This is a genomic window from Urechidicola vernalis (genome assembly GCF_031846385.1).
Lineage (GTDB): Bacteria > Bacteroidota > Bacteroidia > Flavobacteriales > Flavobacteriaceae > Urechidicola > Urechidicola vernalis.
Genome location: NZ_JAVRHV010000001.1, coordinates 716423 through 730866 on the forward strand (window position 1 = coordinate 716423; position 14444 = coordinate 730866).

The following is a 14444-nucleotide window of genomic DNA, read 5'->3' on the forward strand; positions in this document are numbered from 1 at the left end:
AATAGTACTATGAAAAAAATTGCAGCATCAGAATTAATCTTGAATCCGGATGGTAGTATTTACCATTTAAATTTAAAACCAGAGCACATTTCTAATAATATCATTTTTGTTGGAGACCAAAATAGAGTTCCAAAAGTTTCGAAACATTTTGACACGATAGAATTCGACATTCAAAAAAGAGAATTTAGAACTATAACGGGAACTTATAAAGGAAAAAGATTAACAGTTATTTCAACAGGAATTGGTCCAGATAATATAGATATCGTAATTAATGAGTTAGATGCATTGGTAAATATCGATCTAGAAAAAAGAACTATTAAAGAAAATTTAAAACAATTAAATATTGTGCGTATTGGAACATCAGGTTCTTTACAAAAAGATGTTCCGGTAGATAGTTTTGTAATGGGTAGATATGGTCTAGGGTTAGATGGATTATTACACTCATACGTCTCCGATTCTATTTTTGAAACTGAAATAGAAAATGCATTTATTTCTCAAACCAATTGGAGTCCCAATAAAGCAAGGCCCTATATAATTAAAGGTTCCGAGTCATTAGCACAAAAATTAAAAGGTGAACAAGTGTATGAAGGTTTTACAGCTACGGCACCAGGTTTTTACGGGCCACAAGGAAGAGTATTGCGTTTGGCAATTCAAGATCCGGAATTGAATTCTAAAATAGACAAGTTCAATTACAATGGAATTAGAGCCACAAATTTAGAAATGGAAACTTCTGCCATTTATGGACTGTCAAAACTACTAGGGCATAATGCGCTTTCTATGAATGCCATTATTGCGAATAGAGCAAATGGGGCTTTTAGTGATACTCCTTATGATACTGTAGAAAAACTAATTATTTATACACTGAATAAATTAGTTGAATAATTATTTTTCTTATCATATTTAATCTATGCCAATTTAAAATTTATCATTTCATTAGAAAAATAAAGTTATATTTGAATTGAAGACTAAAAATCTGCTCAATATGACTGAACTTACCATTGGAGGCGTACCAGAACATTTTAACTTGCCATGGCATTTGGCAATTGACAACAATGAATTTACAAAAGAAGGAGTCTCTTTAAATTGGAGAGATTTTCCTGGAGGAACTGGAGCTATGTGTAAAGGTTTGAGAGATGGAAGCCTTGATATTGCGGTATTACTTACGGAAGGAATCATTAAAGACATCACCAACGGAAATAAGTCAAAAATTGTACAGACCTATGTCAATTCCCCTTTACTGTGGGGCGTACATGTAGCTGCTGAATCAAATTATTTTGACATGAGTGATTTGACCGGTAAAATTGCAGCAATCAGTCGCTACGATTCAGGGTCACATCTTTTAGCTATTGTCAACGCTAAAAATAATGGATGGGACACGAACAAAATGGAATTCGAAGTTGTACAAAATTTGAATGGTGGAATTGATGCACTAACCAATGGTGCTGCTGATTATTTTCTTTGGGAACACTTTACTACCAAACCATTGGTAGATAATGGTACTTTTAGAAGAATTGAGAACTGTCCTTCTCCCTGGCCGTGTTTTGTGATAGCAGTGCGAAATGAAGTACTAGAACAGGAACCTGATGCCATAGAAAAGGTTTTACGCGTTATAAATAACGGATTAAAAAAACTATCCACTTTTGCTAAAAAAGAACGTTATATAGACCTTTTCGCACAGCAATACAATCTAGAACGAGAAGATGTAAAAAACTGGTTAATAATTACAGAATGGAATCAAGGAAAACCTATTTCTAGATCTTTGATCAAATCCATACAAAATAAATTATTCGATTTAAACGTTATTGAATCATCTATTGATATAGACAAATTGGTCAAAAAAATATATCTTTGATTTTTAAACCCTTTTAACCATGAAAAAAATAGCCATCTTATTAGTGTTCGTATTTGCTGCTGCAATGATTACTTCTTGCAAATCTTCTAAAGGTTGTGGACTTACAGGTTCTTTAAACACTACTCCTACAACAATTACGTACAAGGCATAATTCTTGTCTAAAGCCTTTTTTTTTTAATCGTTTTATGTAATTTAGGGCGATATATCGAAATGTCAAAAAATTAACGTTGACATAAGTACTAACATTCTTAATTCAAATAATGAAAACAACTAGCAACCTCTTGTTAGCCTTAGCGCTAACAGGAACAACAATGTTTGCTCAAAATGAAAAATCAACCGACCCAGTTGTTGATGGAATCATTAAAGAAGCAACAGAAAATTCACAATTAAAAGAACTTGGCTTCCACCTTTTAGATGTAATTGGGCCCAGATTAACCGGAACACCAGAAATGAAGGCATCTCATGATTGGATTGTAAAAACTTACCAAGATTGGGGTATTGAAGCAGAAAACCAGAAATGGGGTGAATGGCGTGGATGGCAAAGAGGTCATTCCCATATCTCTATGATTTCTCCAAGAGTACAGTCTTTAGACGGAACACAATTGGCATGGAATCCGAGTACTTCGGCAGAAGGTGTAACTGCAGAAATCATTATTTTACCTACAGTTGCTAACGAAACTGAATTTAACAATTGGTTACCAAGTGTAAAAGGTAAAATTGTCTTGGTTTCTCAAAAACAAGAATCTGGAAGACCTGATTACAATTGGGAAGAATGGGCAACTCCAGAATCTTTCGAAAAAATGAAAGAAGAGCGTTCTGCTGCTAGTAAAGCATGGAGAGCTAATCTAAAAAATACAGGACTGACAAGTAGAACAATAATTCCTGCATTAGAAGAAGCAGGCGCAGTTGGAATTGTATCATCATATTGGTCAAAAGGATTTGGTGTAAACAAAATATTCAGTGCACGAACAAAGGCTATTCCACAAGTTGATATGGAACTAGAAGATTATGCCATGCTATACAGAATGGCTGAGCATGAAGTGAAAACTGAAATCAATATCGTTGCTGAATCCAAAGAATTGGGTAGAGTTCCAACATTTAACACCGTTGGTAAAATTACAGGAACTGAAAAGCCGAACGAATATGTAATTCTATCAGCTCATCTTGATTCTTGGGATGGTGGAACAGGTGCTACAGATAATGGAACAGGTACACTTGTTATGATGGAAGCAATGCGTATTTTAAAGAAAATGTATCCAAATCCAAAAAGAACAATTCTTGTTGGACATTGGGGAAGTGAAGAACAAGGTTTAAACGGTTCTAGAGCATTTGTAGAAGATCATCCGGAAATTGTTGAAGGTGTGCAAGCTGTTTTCAATCAAGATAACGGAACGGGTCGTGCTGTAAACATTCAAGGTGCAGGTTTTATGCATTCTTATGATTTCATTACAGATTGGTTAACTGCAGTTCCAAGAAATATCTCTAAACATATTGAGACTAGTTTTCCTGGCTCTCCATCTGGAGGTGGATCAGATAACGCTTCATTTGTTGCAGCAGGTGCTCCGGCATTTAACTTATCTGCTTTAAGTTGGGACTATTGGAATTATACTTGGCATACAAATAGAGATACCTATGACAAAATTGTTTGGGATGATGTACAAAGCAACGCTATTCTAGCCGCTATTATGGCTTATAAGGCTAGTGAAGATGAAACAAAAACATCTAGAGAGCGTATTGTATTACCTTTAAGCAAAAGAACAGGAAAACAACAAACTTGGCCAAAACAAAGATCTCCAAATCGAGAAGGAGGAAAATAATTTGCAATTTGAATTCGATCAGAATATCAACTAAAAAAGGCACTCAATTGAGTGCCTTTTCTATTATATTATATGCTATTCCAGATTTTTCAAAACTCTCCGAGGTTTTTGTAAACCCTTTTTTCAAATAAAACTCCAATTTATCCTTTCTAGCGTTACACCAAATTTTATGAACTCCTTTACTCTTAGCTTGCTCAAATATATGTCGTAAAATTAAAGAAGCATACCCTTTCCCCTGCTCCGATGGCAAAGTGGCTAATTTTCGAAACTGCGCCTTCTTCCCATCAATAAATAAAGAGACTATGGTAACCAATTCCTTATTTAAGAACAAACCAAAATGAGTTCCTTTATCATCAGTTAGAATTTTTACAAAATCTATCGATTTATTTGGCCACATCACTTTATGGCGTAACTCCCACGTATCTTCTGCTTTTATTTCTTTAATTATTTCCATAAAAAAAGCCACGATTAACGAGGCTTATATCTATTTATCCTAATGAGGCTAAACTCGATTTCAATGTTTCAATTTTAGAAAGTGCATCCGCTTCTTTCTTACGCTCGTTGGTAATAACTTGTTCTGGTGCATTGTTCACAAAACGCTCATTACTTAACTTCTTTTGAACTGATTTCAAGAAACCTTCGGTATATTTTAACTCTTCTTCTATCTTCGCTTTTTCTGCTTCAACATCAATTTCATCTCCTGCAGGAATAAAATACTCATTAGACTTCACTCTAAAACTCAAAGCACCATCCACCTTGTTTTCCACATAATTCAATTCAGAAATATTACCCATTTTAGCAATAACAGAATCAAATCTATTCGAAGAATTATCATTATTTAAAACAGAAAATTCAATTGCATCCTTAAAAGCAATATTCTTATCTTTTCTAATAGTTCTAATACCAGAAATAACTTCAGAAGCAACTTTAAATTCTGAGATTATTTGTTCATCAACTTTGTCTGTTTTTGGATATTCTGAAACAATTAATGCTTCTTCGGGAGTTCTATCAGAAATATATTGCCAAATCTCTTCCGTAATAAATGGCATATATGGATGTAGAACTTTAAGATTGTTCTCAAAGAATTCAATTACACTTTTATAAGTAATAGCATCTATAGGCTGCTGATATCCTGGCTTCACCATTTCTAAGAACCAAGAAGAAAAATCATCCCAAACCAATTTGTAAAGACTCATTAAAGCCTCACTAATTCTATATTGCTCAAATGATTTTTCAATCTCCTGCAATGTTTGATTGAATTTAGATTGATACCATTCAATAGCAACTTTAGAAGAAGTTGGTTGCTCTATTTTATCAGAAACTTCCCATCCTTGAACTAGGCGGAATGAATTCCATATTTTATTGGAAAAATTACGTCCTTGTGCACATAACTCTTCATCGAACAATAAATCATTTCCTGCAGCAGAGCACAAAAGCATACCAACTCTAACACCATCTGCTCCGTATTTCTCCATCAATTCAATTGGATCTGGAGAATTACCTAAAGACTTAGACATTTTTCTACGTTGCTTATCTCTTACAATTCCAGTAAAATACACATTACTAAATGGCTTGGTATCCATAAATTCGTAACCGGCAAAAACCATCCGAGCTACCCAAAAGAAAATAATATCTGGTCCTGTAACTAAATCGTTTGTTGGATAATAATAGTTAATTTCGTCATTACCTGGATTCTTAATTCCATCAAATAACGAAATTGGCCATAACCATGCAGAGAACCATGTATCTAACACATCATCGTCCTGTTTAAGGTCAGAAACCGAAAGAGAATTATTGCCAGATTTCTCTATAGCCAATTCCAATGCCTCTTCTTTTGAAGTAGCAACTACAAAATCCTCTACTCCTTCTCCGTAGAAATACGCTGGAATTTGGTGCCCCCACCATAACTGACGAGAGATATTCCAATCTCTAATATTCTCTAACCAATGACGGTAGGTATTATTATAATGTTTAGGAAAGAATTTGATATCTTCATCTTCCAAAACCGCTTTTAAAGCCGGCTTTACAATATCTTCCATTTTTAAGAACCACTGTGCAGAAATTTTCGGCTCAATTACAGCCTTTGTTCTTTCTGAAGTTCCTACTTTATGCATGTGTTGCTCTATCTTAACCAAACAACCTAATTCTTCAAGTTCTTTTGTAATTTCTTTACGTACAACAAATCGATCCTTACCTTCATAATGCATTCCACCAGTATTTAGTGTGGCGTCATCATTAAAAATATCAATCACTTCAAGTTTATGCTTATCTCCTAAAACTTTATCATTTTGATCATGTGCAGGAGTTACTTTTAAACATCCCGTTCCAAATTCTACATCAACATATTCATCTTCAATAATTGGAATAGATCGATTTGCAATCGGTACTATGGCCTTTTTCCCTTTTAAATGTGAGAAACGATCGTCATTTGGATTGATACAGATTGCAGTATCTCCTAAAATTGTTTCTGGTCGTGTCGTTGCAATTGTTAAAACATCGTCAGACCCTTCAATTTTATAATTTACATAATAAAGATTTCCAGGTTTCTCTTCAAAAATTACCTCTTCATCAGAAAGTGTTGTTTGCGCTTCTGGATCCCAATTTACCATGCGATATCCTCGATAAATCAATCCTTTTTTATATAAATCTTGAAATACCTGAATCACAGATTCTGAACGCACTTCATCCATTGTAAATGATGTTCTTTCCCAATCACAAGAAGCTCCTAACTTTTTTAATTGCTCAAGAATAATTCCACCATGTTTCTCTGTCCAATCCCAAGCATGTCCTAAAAACTCATCACGTGTTAAATCAGACTTATCTATTCCTTCATCCTTTAATTTAGCAACCACTTTTGCTTCTGTTGCAATAGAAGCATGATCTGTTCCTGGTACCCAACAAGCATTGTATCCTTTTAACCGTGCTCGGCGAATTAATACATCTTGAATTGTATTATTCAGCATATGCCCCATATGTAAAACGCCCGTAACATTTGGTGGTGGAATAACAATAGTATAGGCCTCTTTTTCATTTGGTTCTGAATGAAAATAATCGTGTTTCATCCAGTAATCATACCACTTCTTCTCTACTTCAATTGGACTATATTTTGTTGGAATATTCATATAAAATTGTCTTATCTTTTTAGAAGTTGCAAATGTACGATTCTGCCTAATCATTGTAAAATATTTTGAAAACAAAAAAAAAGTGGTAGTTTTACCTCTTAAACAGTTTTAAATTATGAAAAAATTAGCATTAGTATTGTTCTTATCGGTATTCACAATTTCACTGAATGCGCAAGATAGTTCAACGGAAAAGCAAGATGGCCCCGCATTTAAATTTGAGCATGAGACCATTGATTATGGAAAAATTGTAAAAGGATCTAATGGAGAGCGCTCGTTTGTTTTTACAAACGTAGGTAACGCTCCACTTGTAATAGAAAGAGTTCAAGGAAGTTGTGGATGTACTGTTCCAACAAAACCAGAAAAACCAATTTTACCAGGAGAAAAAGGTGAAATAAAAGTAAAATACGACACCAACAGAACAGGTGGTTTCTCTAAAACGGTTACAATCATTTCAAATGCTACGGAAGCTAGAAAAGTTGTAAGAATTAAAGGTCTAGTTGAAAAACCTTCAACTGCAAGTGTTATAGAAAAAGAAAAATCAGTTTTATCTAATAACTAATTTTTTCTCTTAATAAAATAAGTATGAACCCGTTAGTCTTCTATCGGGTTTTTCTTTGCCTTTCTGCTACCTGCATACATGTCATAGCGTACAAATCTACAGTCTAAATCTCCGTTTTTAAGTGGAATTCTTCTCGAGGTTTTCAATCCAACATATTTTAGAGCTTGAATATCTGAGGTAATAAACCAAACTTTAGAATCTGGATATCCATGTTTTAAAGTATCCCCTATTTTCTTATAAAATTCTTCAGTATCAATATTCAAACGTTCTCCGTAAGGTGGATTGAACAAAATCGTAGTTGAACCAAATACTTCTTTTACAGAATTAAAAAAGTTAACATGATGAACTGCTACAAACTCCGATAAATTTGCACTCTTAATATTATCATTCGCTTTTCTTACTGCTGATGGTGCTTTATCAAATCCCATTATTTTAAATTGTGGATTCACAATTTTCTTCAACAATGAATCTTGAATTTTAAAATAAAGATCCTCATCATAATCATCCCATTTTTCAAACCCAAACTCAGGGCGATTGATATTTGCAGGTATATTACAAGCAATCATGGTTGCTTCTATTAAAATAGTTCCAGAACCGCACATAGGGTCTATAAAGTTACTATGCCCATCATAGCCAGATAATAACACCAAACCTGCTGCTAACACCTCATTAATAGGGGCAATATTAGTCGAAGTTCTATATCCTCTCTTATGCAACGAATCTCCTGAAGAATCTAACGATATCGTGCATGTTTCCTTTTGAATATGTACATGGATTCTAACATCTGGATGTTTCACGTCTACATTCGGTCTCTTATGGTATTTATGACGGAAATAATCTGCAATACTATCTTTAGACTTTAAACTTATGTAATGCGAATTGGTTGTGAAAAATTTTGAATTTACAACGGCTCCAATAGCAAATGTACTATCAGCACTCATGTATTTTTCCCAATTAATTTTTTGTAAACCTTCATACAAATCCTCTTCATCAAAAACTTTAAATGTCTTAATAGGTTTTAATATTCTAATGGCTGTTCTCAGCGCAATATTTGCCTTATACATAAACCCTTTATCACCTCTAAAAGACACATTTCTAACACCTGGCTTAACCTCTTGCGCTCCTAAATTTTTAAGTTCAGTTTCTAGGGCTTCTTCTAAGCCAAACATGGTTGTTGCAACCATTTTAAAGTTTTCATTCATCTACAAAAATTTGTTGCAAAGATAGTGTATTTTTGCTTCCACATTATTTTTATATGAATACTTCAACAGATTGGTTTGCATCGTGGTTTGACACCCCTTATTATCACATTTTATACAAAAATCGTGACCAAAAGGAAGCACGGCTATTTATGGCTAATCTAGTAGCCTTCTTAAAATTAAAGAAAAATGATCGTGTGTTAGATTTGGCATGTGGAAAAGGAAGGCATTCACTATTTCTAAACTCACTCGGATTTGATACCATTGGTGCAGATTTATCGCAGAATAGTGTTGATTATGCAAATGAATTTGCCAATGAAACCTTAAGGTTTGTTCAACGAGACATGAGAGATCCTTTAAATTTAAAATATGATGCCATTTTTAATTTATTTACAAGTTTTGGGTATTTCGAAAATGATGCTGACGACTTAAAGGTTTTAAACAATATTAAAAATGGATTAAAAAGCGAAGAAAGTATTGCTGTAATCGATTTTTTAAATGTTAAAAAAGCGGTAAAAACATTGGTTAAAAAGGAGACAATTATAAGGAATGATCTCAAATTTGGCATAAAAAGAAAATTCGAAAATAATTTTATCGTTAAAGAAATTACATTGGCAACAGAAAACGAAACGCATAAATTCTTTGAACGAATAAAATATCTAGATCTGGAAAAAATAGAGCAATATTTGAAAACCGTGGGCTTAAATTTAAAGCATACCTTTGGCGATTATGACCTACAGGCTTATGATGAGGAAAACTCAAACCGTCTAATACTAATTTTATCTAAATGAGTTTACTAGTTCTATTTCTTTCCGTTATTGTCGGAATTGTAATTGTTTTTGCATTCAATCCGAGTAAAAAGATTACCCAACTCCTGCTTTCATTTAGTGGTGCATATTTACTCGCCATTACCATAACACACTTGTTACCTGAAGTGTTTAGTAGCAGCATCAACAACATAGGTTTGTTTATTATTCTAGGTCTTCTGGTACAATTAATTATGGATTATTTCTCTAAAGGAGCAGAACATGGCCATATTCATGCACATGGAAATAACTTACCTGTTATTCTATTCGTTAGTTTGTGTTTACATGCTTTTATTGAAGGCATTCCTGTACATGACCACAACCATGAAGAACTACTTTGGGCTATTGTAATTCATAAAATTCCAATTACCATAGTATTAGGAAGTTTCTTGGTTTATGCAAAGACATCAATAGCAAAAAGTTTGGCTATTCTTATTCTGTTTGCTCTTATGAGCCCTTTAGGAAGTTTAGCAGGTGAACATATTCCACTACTTATAAATTATAAGGCGCAAATCACTGCTATAATTGTTGGAATCTTTTTACATATCTCAACCATTATAATTTTTGAAAGTTCAGAGAATCATAAATTTAATAGGGCCAAGTTTATTGCTATCGTAGTTGGATTTGCAGTTGCAGCGCTGATTTAATTAGCGACTTCACTAATAAACTTAATACGCATTAATCGAAGTTCATCTTGGTCGTAATCACCATCAAATTCAGTTAACGCTTCTTCAATTACATCAGTTTCTGCTTCCATAAAGTAGTCATAGATCTCTTCTTGCTGATCTTCATCCAATATTTCATCAATATGGTAACTAATATTTAATTTAGTTCCCATAAACACAATACGCTGCATTTCTTTGATTAATTCTTCAAACTCTAATCCTTTTGATCTTGCAATATCTTCTAATGGAATCTTTTTATCTGTATTCTGAATAATTGATAATTTTAACGAAGAATTTACCCCGGTACTTTTAACTACTAAATCATCTGGTCTTAAAATATTATTTTCATCAACATACTCCTTAATCATGGCAATAAAGTCCTTTCCAAACTTTCTTGCTTTTCCTTCTCCTACTCCATGTACATTTGATAATTCCTCAATACTAATAGGGTATTTAAGTGTAATATCCTCTAATGATGGGTCTTGAAAAACTGCAAATGGTGGAACACCTTGTCGTTTTGCTACACGTTTACGCAGATCCTTTAACATCCCCATCAATTTTTCATCAGTAGAAACACCTGAACTCTTTGTATTGGTAATTATACTTCCATCATCATCTACTTCATAAATATGATCTTCAGACATCATAAAAGAAGATGGCTTTTTAATAAATTCCTTACCTGCATCGGTAATCTTCACCACCCCATATTCTTCAATTTCTTTACGAATCAAATTTGCGACTAAAACCTGTCTTAATAAAGCCATCCAATAAAGTCCTTCTTTATCTTTTCCAACACCAAAAAACGGTTGCAAATGAGTTCTATGCGAAGTAAGCATTGCATTCTCTTTTCCAATTAAGGTATTTACAATTTCTTTTGGTTTGTATTTCTCTTTAGTAGAAACTACTATTTCCAATAGTATCTTCACGTGCTCCTTTGCTTCAATTTTCTTTTTAGGATTACGCACATTGTCATCCATATCACCACCTAAACCAGTAGTTTCGTCAAAGTCTTCACCAAAATAATGCAATAAATATTTACGACGGCTCATAGAAGTTTCTGCATAACCAACAACCTCCTGTAACAGTGCATGACCAACCTCTTGTTCGGCCACAGGTTTACCCGCCATAAATTTCTCTAACTTTTCAATATCTTTATAAGAGTAAAAGGCCAAGCAATAACCTTCTCCGTCATCTCTACCAGCTCTACCCGTTTCTTGATAATAACTTTCTAAACTTTTAGGAATGTCATGATGAATAACAAAACGAACATCAGGTTTGTCAATACCCATACCAAATGCAATGGTAGCAACCACTACATCGGCGTCTTCCATTAAAAACATATCTTGGTGCTTTGCTCTTGTTTTAGCATCTAAGCCAGCATGATATGGTATTGCTTTTAATCCGTTTACTTGTAAAACCTGTGCTACTTCCTCAACTTTTTTACGACTCAAACAATAAATAATCCCAGATTTTCCTTCGCGTTGCTTCACAAAGCGAATAATGTCTGCATTTACATTATTTGTTTTAGGCCTTACCTCATAAAACAAATTAGGTCTATTAAAGGATGCTTTAAATGTCTTAGCATCGCTCATTCCTAAAGTCTTTAAAATATCTTCTTGAACTTTCGGCGTGGCAGTAGCTGTTAAACCTATAATTGGAACGTCATCAATTTTTCCAATAATATTTCTAAGGTTTCTATATTCTGGTCTAAAATCATGACCCCATTCAGATATACAGTGGGCCTCATCAATCGCAACAAATGAAATCTTTTGTGCTTTCAAAAAATCTACATATTCTTCTTTTATCAAGGACTCCGGAGCAACATATAACAGCTTGGTAATACCGTTTTCAATATCTGATTTTACCGAGGCAACTTCCCCTCTGTTTAAAGATGAATTTAAAACGTGGGCAATGCCATTATTAGAAGAGATACCTCTAATGGCATCTACTTGATTCTTCATCAAAGCAATTAATGGTGAAACCACTATAGCAGTTCCTTCTTGCATTAATGCAGGTAATTGATAACAAATGGATTTTCCACCACCTGTAGGCATAATCGCAAATGTATTATATCCTGCTAGTAAACTAGTAATAACCTGTTCTTGCAAACCTTTAAACTGAGAAAATCCAAAATATTTTTTCAGCGCTACATGTAAATCATTTTCCTTCACAAACTAATATGTTATTAATCTATTTTTAAATACATTTGCAACTAAAGGTATAACTTTTTTTTGAATTCAAAAAACACGTCTTGAAAACAAATCAATCAATTATTTCACTTGCTAAGCAAACCATTTCTACCGAAAGTGCGGCTATTGCGAATTTAATCAATTTTGTGGATGAAGCATTTGAAAATGCTGTTAAACTTATTCACAATTCTAACGGTCGGGTAATTATTACGGGGATTGGAAAAAGCGCTATTGTGGCTCAAAAAATAGTTGCAACGATGAACTCAACCGGTACGCCAGCAATCTTTATGCATGCCGCAGATGCCATTCATGGTGATTTAGGAAATATTCAAAATGATGATACTGTAGTTTGTATTTCTAATAGTGGAAACACTCCAGAAATTAAAGTATTGGTTCCTTTAATGAAAAATTATGGAAATAATATTGTTGCTATTACAGGGAACCCAAATTCATTTTTAGGGCAAGAAGCAAACTTTGTTTTGAATAGCCATGTTGATAAAGAGGCTTGTCCAAATAATTTAGCCCCTACATCTAGTACAACGGCTCAGATGGTTATTGGAGATGCGTTGGCAGTATGCTTGTTGGAGTTGAACGATTTTGGAAGTAAAGATTTTGCCAAATACCACCCAGGCGGTTCACTTGGTAAAAAATTATATTTACGAGTAAGCGATTTGGTTGCCAACAATGAAAAGCCAGAAGTGAGTCCGTCTAGTCCTATAAAAGACGTTCTAATGGAAATATCTAAAAAGAGATTAGGTGCAACTGCAGTTTTAGAAAATAATGAAATAGTAGGTATTATTACTGACGGAGATATAAGACGTATGTTAAATACAACTGTCGATTTTTCGAATTTAGCGGCACATGATATTATGAGTTTAAATCCTAAAACAATTGATATCAACTCGATGGCTGTAGATACATTAGAAACTATGGAGTCAAATAATATATCTCAAATACTAGTGAAAGACAATGGCGTATATGCTGGAGTTGTACATTTACACGATTTAATAAAAGAAGGAATTTTTTAGCATGAGTGAATCTTCTAATGAGATGTCTTTTCTAGACCATCTTGAACAGTTACGTTGGCACTTAATCCGTGCTACTTTAGCCATATTTATAGTTGCAATAGTGATTTTTACTTTTGCCGAAATAGTATATGATCAATTTTTATTTGCGCATTTAGATGGCGATTTCCCAACGTATACATTACTTTGTCAAGGTGCACAGTACATTGGAATTGAAAGTGACTTTTGCAATATGGATTTGACCAACAATATGCAGAGTTTAGGGCCTACCAAACAATTAATGAATCTAATTTGGACCTCACTTATTCTTGGTTTAATTGTATCATTCCCATATGTACTTTGGGAAATGTGGCGTTTTATCAGTCCCGGATTACATAAAAAAGAGCAGAAGAAATCTAGAATGTTTATGTTCTATGCATCCGTTTTGTTTTTTATCGGTGTGTTATTTAGCTATTATGTAATAGCACCATTGTCGGTTGCTTTTTTCTATAATTTCCAAATTTCTGATTTAATCGAAAACAAATTTGATTTCACAACGCACATAACACTTATCACCAACACGTTACTTGGAGTTTCTTTGATGTTTGAATTACCCGTTCTAATTTTCTTTTTAACAAAAATGGGATTGGTAACACCAGACTTTTTAAAAAAATACAGAAAGGTTGCTTTGGTATTGGTTTTAACATTATCAGCAATTATTACGCCTCCGGATATAGCGAGTCAAGTAATTGTTACCATTCCAATAATGGTGCTTTATGAAATAAGTATTTTAATATCTAAACGTGTTGTAAAACAAGAATCAAAAGCTTTAAGAAATGTCTAATAACATTGAAGAATTTAATGACTATCGTCAAAAGATGAACGAAAAAATCTTAGGGGATAACAATAAAGTAATCAAGAGGATTTTTAACCTAGATACCAATGCATTTAAAGAAGGAAGTTTAGATGTTAAAACAAAAGAATTATTAGGTCTTGTAGCCTCTGCAGTATTACGTTGTGATGATTGTGTTAAATATCATCTTGAAAAATGCCATAAAGAAGGCTTGACAAAGGATCAAATTATTGAAGCCTTATCCATAGCCACATTAATTGGAGGGACAATTGTAATTCCACATTTGCGTAGAGCATATGAATATTTAGACGAACTGATAATAAATGATTAATATTGTTGTGTGTACAACAAATTACAACTAGTGTTGTTTATAGCATA

At 33.5% G+C, this 14444-nt stretch carries 14 protein-coding genes; 10 read left to right on the forward strand and 4 right to left on the reverse strand.

Going from position 1 to position 14444, the window contains the following annotated elements:
* Positions 1 to 9: 9 nt before the first annotated feature.
* The 4 genes from RM519_RS03160 to RM519_RS03175 all read left to right on the forward strand — a co-directional run bounded on the left by RM519_RS03160 (position 10) and on the right by RM519_RS03175 (position 3669).
* Positions 10 to 882 (forward strand): nucleoside phosphorylase, encoded by an 873-nt coding sequence (locus RM519_RS03160; RefSeq protein WP_311592084.1) that lies wholly within the window; start codon positions 10 to 12, stop codon positions 880 to 882.
* 100 nt (positions 883 to 982) lie between these two features.
* Positions 983 to 1852, forward strand: coding sequence for a substrate-binding domain-containing protein (locus tag RM519_RS03165; RefSeq protein WP_311592085.1), 870 nt, complete (start codon positions 983 to 985; stop codon positions 1850 to 1852).
* Between the two features lie 19 nt (positions 1853 to 1871).
* On the forward strand, positions 1872 to 2003 hold the full coding sequence (locus RM519_RS03170; RefSeq protein WP_311592086.1) for a hypothetical protein: 132 nt from the start codon (positions 1872 to 1874) through the stop codon (positions 2001 to 2003).
* Positions 2004 to 2112: 109 nt separating this feature from the next.
* Complete coding sequence (locus tag RM519_RS03175) at positions 2113 to 3669, forward strand: M20/M25/M40 family metallo-hydrolase (protein WP_311592087.1); 1557 nt, start codon at positions 2113 to 2115, stop codon at positions 3667 to 3669.
* Between the two features lie 43 nt (positions 3670 to 3712).
* On the opposite strand, the gene RM519_RS03180 is transcribed toward RM519_RS03175, so the two are convergent.
* Complete coding sequence (locus RM519_RS03180; RefSeq protein ID WP_311592089.1) at positions 3713 to 4123, reverse strand: GNAT family N-acetyltransferase; 411 nt, start codon at positions 4121 to 4123, stop codon at positions 3713 to 3715.
* A 34-nt stretch (positions 4124 to 4157) separates the two neighbouring features.
* Positions 4158 to 6791 (reverse strand): valine--tRNA ligase, encoded by a 2634-nt coding sequence (locus tag RM519_RS03185; protein WP_311592556.1) that lies wholly within the window; start codon positions 6789 to 6791, stop codon positions 4158 to 4160.
* Positions 6792 to 6906: 115 nt separating this feature from the next.
* Here RM519_RS03185 and RM519_RS03190 point away from each other — a divergent pair, with 115 nt between their 5' ends.
* Positions 6907 to 7350: a DUF1573 domain-containing protein gene (locus RM519_RS03190; RefSeq protein WP_311592090.1), complete on the forward strand. Its 444-nt coding sequence runs from the start codon at positions 6907 to 6909 to the stop codon at positions 7348 to 7350.
* 32 nt (positions 7351 to 7382) lie between these two features.
* Here the strand turns inward: RM519_RS03190 and RM519_RS03195 are convergent, their stop codons facing one another.
* Positions 7383 to 8552 carry a THUMP domain-containing class I SAM-dependent RNA methyltransferase gene (locus RM519_RS03195; protein WP_311592091.1) on the reverse strand — a complete coding sequence of 390 codons (1170 nt, stop codon included), beginning with the start codon at positions 8550 to 8552 and terminating at the stop codon, positions 7383 to 7385.
* A 53-nt stretch (positions 8553 to 8605) separates the two neighbouring features.
* Here RM519_RS03195 and RM519_RS03200 point away from each other — a divergent pair, with 53 nt between their 5' ends.
* Positions 8606 to 9340, forward strand: coding sequence for an SAM-dependent methyltransferase (locus RM519_RS03200; protein ID WP_311592092.1), 735 nt, complete (start codon positions 8606 to 8608; stop codon positions 9338 to 9340).
* Positions 9337 to 10002: a ZIP family metal transporter gene (locus tag RM519_RS03205; protein ID WP_311592093.1), complete on the forward strand. Its 666-nt coding sequence runs from the start codon at positions 9337 to 9339 to the stop codon at positions 10000 to 10002. Before RM519_RS03200 ends, RM519_RS03205 begins: the two co-directional genes overlap by 4 nt.
* Here the strand turns inward: RM519_RS03205 and RM519_RS03210 are convergent.
* Positions 9999 to 12191 (reverse strand): RecQ family ATP-dependent DNA helicase, encoded by a 2193-nt coding sequence (locus RM519_RS03210; RefSeq protein ID WP_311592094.1) that lies wholly within the window; start codon positions 12189 to 12191, stop codon positions 9999 to 10001. The two genes, RM519_RS03205 and RM519_RS03210, sit on opposite strands and share 4 nt — an antisense overlap.
* Before the next feature lie 80 nt (positions 12192 to 12271).
* Here RM519_RS03210 and RM519_RS03215 point away from each other — a divergent pair, with 80 nt between their 5' ends.
* The 3 genes from RM519_RS03215 to RM519_RS03225 are packed head-to-tail and all read left to right on the forward strand — an operon-like array spanning position 12272 to position 14397.
* Positions 12272 to 13237, forward strand: a complete 966-nt coding sequence (locus RM519_RS03215; protein WP_311592095.1) for a KpsF/GutQ family sugar-phosphate isomerase — start codon at positions 12272 to 12274, stop codon at positions 13235 to 13237.
* Position 13238: 1 nt separating this feature from the next.
* A complete protein-coding gene (gene tatC, locus RM519_RS03220) occupies positions 13239 to 14057 on the forward strand; it encodes a twin-arginine translocase subunit TatC (protein WP_311592096.1) in 819 nt (272 codons plus the stop codon).
* Positions 14050 to 14397, forward strand: coding sequence for a carboxymuconolactone decarboxylase family protein (locus RM519_RS03225; protein WP_311592097.1), 348 nt, complete (start codon positions 14050 to 14052; stop codon positions 14395 to 14397). The genes tatC and RM519_RS03225 overlap by 8 nt, the downstream gene beginning before the upstream one ends.
* Positions 14398 to 14444: the final 47 nt, after the last annotated feature.

Excerpts from the sequence above, each read along its gene's own strand:
- RM519_RS03180 (WP_311592089.1), bottom strand. The coding sequence starts at position 4,123 with ATGGAAATAATTAAAGAAATAAAAGCAGAAGATACGTGGGAGTTACGC.
- RM519_RS03225 (WP_311592097.1), top strand. The coding sequence starts at position 14,050 with ATGTCTAATAACATTGAAGAATTTAATGACTATCGTCAAAAGATGAAC.
- RM519_RS03170 (WP_311592086.1), top strand. The coding sequence starts at position 1,872 with ATGAAAAAAATAGCCATCTTATTAGTGTTCGTATTTGCTGCTGCAATG.
- RM519_RS03160 (WP_311592084.1), top strand. The coding sequence starts at position 10 with ATGAAAAAAATTGCAGCATCAGAATTAATCTTGAATCCGGATGGTAGT.
- RM519_RS03195 (WP_311592091.1), bottom strand. The coding sequence starts at position 8,552 with ATGAATGAAAACTTTAAAATGGTTGCAACAACCATGTTTGGCTTAGAA.
- RM519_RS03165 (WP_311592085.1), top strand. The coding sequence starts at position 983 with ATGACTGAACTTACCATTGGAGGCGTACCAGAACATTTTAACTTGCCA.
- RM519_RS03200 (WP_311592092.1), top strand. The coding sequence starts at position 8,606 with ATGAATACTTCAACAGATTGGTTTGCATCGTGGTTTGACACCCCTTAT.
- RM519_RS03175 (WP_311592087.1), top strand. The coding sequence starts at position 2,113 with ATGAAAACAACTAGCAACCTCTTGTTAGCCTTAGCGCTAACAGGAACA.
- RM519_RS03185 (WP_311592556.1), bottom strand. The coding sequence starts at position 6,791 with ATGAATATTCCAACAAAATATAGTCCAATTGAAGTAGAGAAGAAGTGG.
- RM519_RS03205 (WP_311592093.1), top strand. The coding sequence starts at position 9,337 with ATGAGTTTACTAGTTCTATTTCTTTCCGTTATTGTCGGAATTGTAATT.
- RM519_RS03190 (WP_311592090.1), top strand. The coding sequence starts at position 6,907 with ATGAAAAAATTAGCATTAGTATTGTTCTTATCGGTATTCACAATTTCA.
- tatC (WP_311592096.1), top strand. The coding sequence starts at position 13,239 with ATGAGTGAATCTTCTAATGAGATGTCTTTTCTAGACCATCTTGAACAG.